The organism is Actinoplanes sp. NPDC049681 (assembly GCF_044465265.1).
Taxonomy (GTDB): Bacteria; Actinomycetota; Actinomycetes; order Mycobacteriales; family Micromonosporaceae; genus Actinoplanes.
In genome coordinates this window covers 26959-32975 of sequence record NZ_JBITLP010000004.1, presented here as the reverse complement: position 1 = coordinate 32975, position 6017 = coordinate 26959, and the positions used below count along the sequence as shown (strand labels likewise).

Genomic DNA, 6017 nt, shown 5'->3' with positions numbered 1-6017 from the left:
CTTGGCTTGGCCGCGCGCCTGGCCTGCATTCGGCGCAGGCCCCGCGCCGGCTTGCCCTGGGTCCGCTTCTTGATGCGCCGGCCGCCCCGCCGCCGGGTTGATCGGCGACGGGGCGGGGCTTTCAGAGTGAGTTTCAGGCGCAGGTCGATCCGTTGAGAGTGAAGGCCGACGGAGCCGAGTAGGCGCCGCTGAGCGTGCCCTGGAAGCCGAACGACGTGCTGCCACCGGCCGGCAGGCTCCCGTTGTAGGCCACGTTCCGGGCGGTGATCGCGCCGCTCGAGCCGGTCAGCGCCGCGTTCCAGGAGCTGGTGACGGCCTGGCCGCCGGGAAGGGTAAAGCCGAGCGTCCAGCCGTCGATCGGACTGCTGCCCGTATTGGTCACCGTCACGGTGGCCACGAAGCCGTTGTTCCAGCTGTCCGCGGCGTACGTGACCCGGCAGGAGGCGGAGGGCGGCGGGGCGCTGCCGCCGTTGACCTCGGCCGAGAAGTCGGCCACGGCCAGGCCCGTGCCGCCGATCCACGGCTCGAAGCCGGCCTGGATGCTGGTCAGGTACCACGAGCTGGTGATCGCGCCGCGGTTCTTCGTGTCGTTGATGAAGTCCAGGACGCTGAAGCTCCAGGCGGTCACCGGCGACGGCGCCACGTACGAGATGACGTTGTTCGAGCCGTTGCTGCCGCGCCAGACCTCCCAGCTGCGGCCGCCGATCGTCGTGGTGCCCACCGGTGAGCCGATCGGCTGGATCGAGCCCTGCCGGTTGAACCAGATCATGATCTCCATGGCGTTGACGCCGTCGGTCTTCGGCGCCGGGTCGAGCCAGATGTCGTACGCGGCGTCGTACGTCGCCCCGCTCACGTACTTGTACGTGATACTGCTGGTCACACTGCTGATCGCGCTCAGTTGCCGCGGCAGATTCGTGCCCGGCGAACAGTTCGTGTAATGGCAGCCGTAGTAGACGGCCGGGTACGACACCGGCGCGCCACTGGTGCTGCCGACGCCTTGCTGACTGGTGATGGCGAATCCGGTCCCGGTGACATTGATGCACTGCTCCGCGGAGGTGCCCCAGCGGTTGTTCATCACCACGTATCGGCCGCCGATCGTGGTGGATCCGTACTGCTCGCAAATCTGTGTGTCGGCCTGCGCGGGACCGGCCAGGACGAATGTCGTCACTCCGCTCGCGGCCAGCAGGGCGGCTGCGACGACGGCGCGGGTGGCACGTCTCATGAAAGCTCCTAGGTGGGGGGATGCCCCGGGGGAAGGGGCGGTTGGGAGCGCTCCCAAGCAACGTACAACACATCGACACATCTGAGAAGTGTTGCGGAGAAGTTTCGAGAAGTTGTCCTTGCCGGCCGGCGCCGGCGTCCGCGCCGCATCGCTTTTCCGACACTTCCGCGGGCTGCGGTGCGGGCGATTTCACCGGATCCGATCGCGACATGCGCGGGCGACAATTTGCCTCGGCACCGGCCGACCGCCAGAATGAAAAGGCGCAATTATGAGACAGACATTGGCACCGCTGTAGGAGCGACCACATCATGGCCAAGCAGGTAATCACCCTTCTCACCGACGACCTCGACGGCGGCGAGGCCGATCGCACTGTCGAATTCGGACTCGACGGGGTGAACTACACGATCGACCTGTCGGAGAAGAACGCCGGCAAGCTGCGGAAGGCTTTGGACCCGTACCTTTCGGTCGCCACCCGCGTCGGACGCAGCGGCGCCGAGGCCCGTCAGGCCCGGCGCGGCTCCGCACCGGCGAGCACCGGCCGGGCCACCCGGGACCAGAATCAGGCCATTCGCGAGTGGGCCGGCAAGAACGGATACGAGGTGTCCGAGCGCGGCCGCATCCCGAGCTCCATCGTCGAGGCGTACCACAGCAGGCGATAGATTCTCCCCGACCGCGAAACGGCGTCGCCGGCCGGCGACGCCGTTTTGTCGTATCCGTAGGGAGGACCATTGCGCGTCGTCATCGTGACCGGAGCATCGAGCGGGATCGGCCGCGCGACCGCCGTGCGGCTCGGCCGCCCCGGCACCACCGTGGTGCTCGCCGCCCGCCGGGCCGAGGAACTCGCCGCCGTCGCCGCCGAGATCGAGGCTAACGGCGGCACCGCCCGGCCCGTCCCCACCGACCTGCGGGAACCGGCGGCCGTCGAGGCACTGGTCGCCGCCGCCCACGACGTCACGGGCAGGATCGACGTCCTGATCAACAACGCCGGGCTGGGCGGGCCGGACACCGTTCTCATCGACGACGCGACGCTGACCGCGATGGTCGACGTCAACCTGCTGGCCCCGATCCGCCTCATGCGGGCGGTGGTTCCGGGGATGCGGGCTGCCGGGTCCGGCGCCATCGTCAACATCGGGTCGGTCGCCGGGGAGGTCGGCATCGGAGGCGCGTACTCCGCGACGAAGTTCGCCCTGCGCGGCATGACCGACTCCGTCCGGCGCGAGCTGGCGGGCACCGGGATCGGCGTATCGCTGATCGAGCCGGGACGCATCGGCACCGAGATGAACGCGCGGCACGCCGATCGCCTGCCCGGCCCGGAGATCGTCGTCGACGCCGTCGAGCGCGCGCTACGCCGGCCGCGGCGGCGCATCGTGGTGCCCGGGCGCTACCGCGCCTCGATGCTCGCGGCCGCCGCCATGCCCGGTGTCACCGACCGGATGTACGCGGGAAAGGCCGCCCGGCACTCCTGAGCGCCGTCTCGTAAGTGCCTGGGCTTTCCTCCCGGATCGACTGTCAGAAGCGGGCCGTCGACGGGTCCGGCGGTCGGCGCAGGGTGGCAGTTGTCGGCACGTGCCGGCGGGCGCCGCGCCGATTCAGCCCTCGCGAATCGGGGCGTTGCCGCGCCACGGCCACCGGGCAGGTTGTACTCAGCCGTCACCGGCACCCCGCGGGTAATGCGGTTGTTGTGCGGGGCACGTCGTACGGTATCGGCATGGGTCGTGATAGGCGGTCGATGGGATGACTGGTCCCGACGGAGTGCCGGGTTCTCCGCGCCGTACGCCGTGGGGGCCGCTGGCCGATGATCTGGTGTCCTTGGCGGAGGTGCCGGATGACGCCGATGCTGTGGTCGACGCCTTCCTGATCAGGATCGCGGCGGCCGCCGCCGAGATGATCGACGGTGTCGACTACGCGTCGATCACGGCGTGGCGCGGTGACGGATACACCACCGTGGCGGCCAGTAGTGACCTTGCCCGGGCGGTGGACGATGCTCAGCATGCCGAGGCTGCCGGCCCGTGTGTCCAGGCCGAGCAGACGGCCGCGCCGGTGGGGGTACCCGACATTCCGGCCTCGACGATGTCCTGGCCGCGATTTCGTGAGCAGGCCGCCGAGCTTGGTTTGCAGGCGTCGGTCTCGGTGCCGTTGTTCGCCGGTCGGGGAACTGCGGTGGCGGTGCTGAATCTCTACGGTCGAAGGGCTTCAGCCTTGACCGCGTTGAGCGCCGCAGTGCGTGACGTCTTCGTCACGGAGCGGATACCGGCGGATAGCTTCGGCGCGCACGGAAACGCCGGAACTCTGCAGTTGCTCAACGGGCTCGGGCTGGCGTTGCAGCTTCGGGTCGCGATCCAGCGGGCGGTCGGGATGCTGATGGCCGATGCCGGGTGCGATGCCGCCCAGGCGCACCGGATGTTGCGGGCCCGCGCCGTTGCGGCGGGAGAGTCGCTGTCCACGGCCGCGCTGCAGGTGATCGACGAGATCGGGCCGGACCCCGGTACCGCCGTGCGCGTCACGGTGGGTCCACCCGTCGGCGACGTGGTGCCGGTGGCGATCGACGGGGAGCTGACCAGACCGGTGGATCCGGCACTCGCCGGGCGACTGGCCGAGGTCCTCGACGAGCCGGCACTCGTGGTCGAGTGGGATCTGTCCGGACTCTGGTTCTGCGATGTCGCCGGGTTGCGGCTCCTGCTCGACCTGTGGCAACGGGCCACGAGCGACGGCCGGCAGATGCGGATGGTCGCAGCCTCGGACGCCGTACGTACTCTGATGCTGCTCACCGACACGGCGGCGCTGTTCGGCTATCCCGCGGCGCCGGAATCGGCGAACGGCGACCCGCTGGAGTGAGCGGGCAACGACCGGCGCAGGAGCAAGCGTGTTCCGCTGGTGCTGCTGGTCATTCGCAGATCGGGGCAGATGCGTCGGATCAGCCACAGGCCCGCATGCTGGCGGCGGATGTCCTGCGATCCATCCGGGATCGTGAAGCCGGCGGGCAGGCCGGGACCGCGGTCGCTGATCTCGCACCACACGCTGCCGTTGTGGCGCCACAGCCACAGCCAGCCACCGCCGGCATGTTGCTGGGCGTTCACGGCGGCCTCGTGGATGGCAAGCAGGAAGCTGTCGAGGGCGGAGCCGGACAGTCCCCCGGTGCTCAACCTCTGCCGGACCAGGTCGCGGAGCGGGGCCAGCGGCGACGTCATGGTGATCGCCTGCACCAGCAGGACCGGTACGGTGCTGATGCCTCGGCCGGCCGTGGGCAGCCGGCGGACCACCTCGATGGCGGTCGCCCGCAGTTCCCGCTCGGTCCGCATGGCATGGCGGCGGAGCTCCTGCAGGGCGGTGTCGGTGTCGGTGTCGAGCAGTTCGGCCAGGATGCCGCGGGCCCGTTCGACGGCCACCCGCCCCATGAGAATGTGCTGGGACCGGGCGGCCAGCACCGTGCGGTAGCCGGTGTCACGCTTCACCAGCAGGCCGACGGTGGCCAGGTTTGCCAGCGCTTGCGTCAGCCGCAGCTGTTCGGCGGAGAACGGGCCGGCCCGGTCCCGCAGCACACTGAACGTCCCGATGATCTCGCCGCGGATCCGCATCGGCACGGCCGCGACCGACCGGAACCCGTCGGCGCGGGCCTGCTCGGCGAAGACCGCCCATCGCGGGTCCGGATCGTCGAGATCGGCGTCGACCAGCGTCTCACCGGTGGCGAAACACCAGTGCGGCGGTGCTGACGGGGCCTCGAACAACTTGGCCTGCTCGGTGTACTCGGGTGCCGCCGCCAGCAGCCGCAGCACGCCCCGCGCATCGGCCAGCACGATCCCCGCCACCTGCGCGGAGAGTAGCTGCACGCCCCGCTCGGTGACCCACTGCAGGAGAGCGTCGGTTTCCAGGTCGGCGACCAGTGTGTCGGACACCTCCACCAGCAAGTCCATCATCGCCGGATCGTCAGCTGCGTTCACCGGTACTCACCTGCCCTGTCCCATCGTCGTCCAGGTCGTTGAACCGCAGCCGCCGCGCCAGCACATCGGCGGCCACCTCATCCAGCTCACGCCCGGTCGCGAAAGCATGGGCACGAAGCCGCGCAAGCGCGTGCTCGACCGGCACCGCCAGCTGCACACTGATCATCCCGGTTGCCTGGTGCACCGCCGCGCGCTGCAGCAGATGCTCGCCGCGGCCGTCGGCGAGCAGCGGACTGCCGTCGTCACAGTCCGTCAACGTTTCGGCGAGGAGCAGTTCGGTGACCGCGTCCGCCATGATCAATGCGTCCGTCAGGGTCTGCTCGGTCAACCCGCCCGCCGTGTCGCGGTACAGGTCCAAGACGCCGATCCGCGAACCGTCCACGCGCAACGGCAACGCGAACACCGCCTCGGCTCCGGCCAGCACCGCCGCCGGGGCGAACGCCGGCCACTGCTGCCGCCACACCGGCGCCCGCAGATCCTCGGCCAGCACCGGACCCGCCCCGGTGTAGGCGTCGCGGCACGGCCCCTCTCCGAGCAGGAACTGCAGCTGCTCCACCCGGGCACTGACCGGATCACTGGCATAACGCACCTGCTGCATGTCCGAGGTCATCACCGTCACACCCCCGCCACCGATCCCCGCAAGACCGGGCAAGCAGGCATTACACAGGCCGTCCACATCAGGGCCGTACTCGGCCATCAGTTGCTGTACCCGTACTCGACGGTCGGCGTCATCCACACCGATCACGGCAGACCCCGAAGAACTGCGTGCGCTGGTTCACCATGACGGGAACCTCCGACCCTGCCCCGAGCGTCCACCCGAGTTCAAACCCAGCGCCACATGCTGCTGGCATCCCACC

General features: G+C 69.7%; 6 protein-coding genes. 3 read left to right on the top strand and 3 right to left on the bottom strand.

What is annotated here, in order from left to right; translation table 11 throughout:
• Positions 1–133: 133 nt before the first annotated feature.
• On the bottom strand, positions 134–1222 hold the full coding sequence (locus ACIBO8_RS14560; protein WP_396115681.1) for a cellulose binding domain-containing protein: 1089 nt from the start codon (positions 1220–1222) through the stop codon (positions 134–136).
• Between the two features lie 308 nt (positions 1223–1530).
• On the opposite strand from ACIBO8_RS14560, the gene ACIBO8_RS14555 reads away from it, so the two are divergent.
• The 3 genes from ACIBO8_RS14555 to ACIBO8_RS14545 all read left to right on the top strand — a co-directional run bounded on the left by ACIBO8_RS14555 (position 1531) and on the right by ACIBO8_RS14545 (position 4057).
• A complete protein-coding gene (locus tag ACIBO8_RS14555) occupies positions 1531–1881 on the top strand; it encodes an Lsr2 family protein (RefSeq protein ID WP_396115680.1) in 351 nt (116 codons plus the stop codon).
• 69 nt (positions 1882–1950) lie between these two features.
• Positions 1951–2688 carry an SDR family NAD(P)-dependent oxidoreductase gene (locus ACIBO8_RS14550; RefSeq protein ID WP_396115679.1) on the top strand — a complete coding sequence of 246 codons (738 nt, stop codon included), beginning with the start codon at positions 1951–1953 and terminating at the stop codon, positions 2686–2688.
• A gap of 268 nt (positions 2689–2956) precedes the next feature.
• Positions 2957–4057 carry an STAS domain-containing protein gene (locus tag ACIBO8_RS14545; protein ID WP_396115678.1) on the top strand — a complete coding sequence of 367 codons (1101 nt, stop codon included), beginning with the start codon at positions 2957–2959 and terminating at the stop codon, positions 4055–4057.
• Here ACIBO8_RS14545 and ACIBO8_RS14540 read toward each other — a convergent pair.
• Together ACIBO8_RS14540 and ACIBO8_RS14535 are read right to left on the bottom strand one after the other, a co-directional pair.
• Positions 4012–5160 carry a GAF domain-containing protein gene (locus ACIBO8_RS14540; protein WP_396115677.1) on the bottom strand — a complete coding sequence of 383 codons (1149 nt, stop codon included), beginning with the start codon at positions 5158–5160 and terminating at the stop codon, positions 4012–4014. The two genes, ACIBO8_RS14545 and ACIBO8_RS14540, sit on opposite strands and share 46 nt — an antisense overlap.
• Complete coding sequence (locus ACIBO8_RS14535; RefSeq protein ID WP_396115676.1) at positions 5147–5896, bottom strand: GAF and ANTAR domain-containing protein; 750 nt, start codon at positions 5894–5896, stop codon at positions 5147–5149. The genes ACIBO8_RS14540 and ACIBO8_RS14535 overlap by 14 nt, the downstream gene beginning before the upstream one ends.
• Positions 5897–6017: the final 121 nt, after the last annotated feature.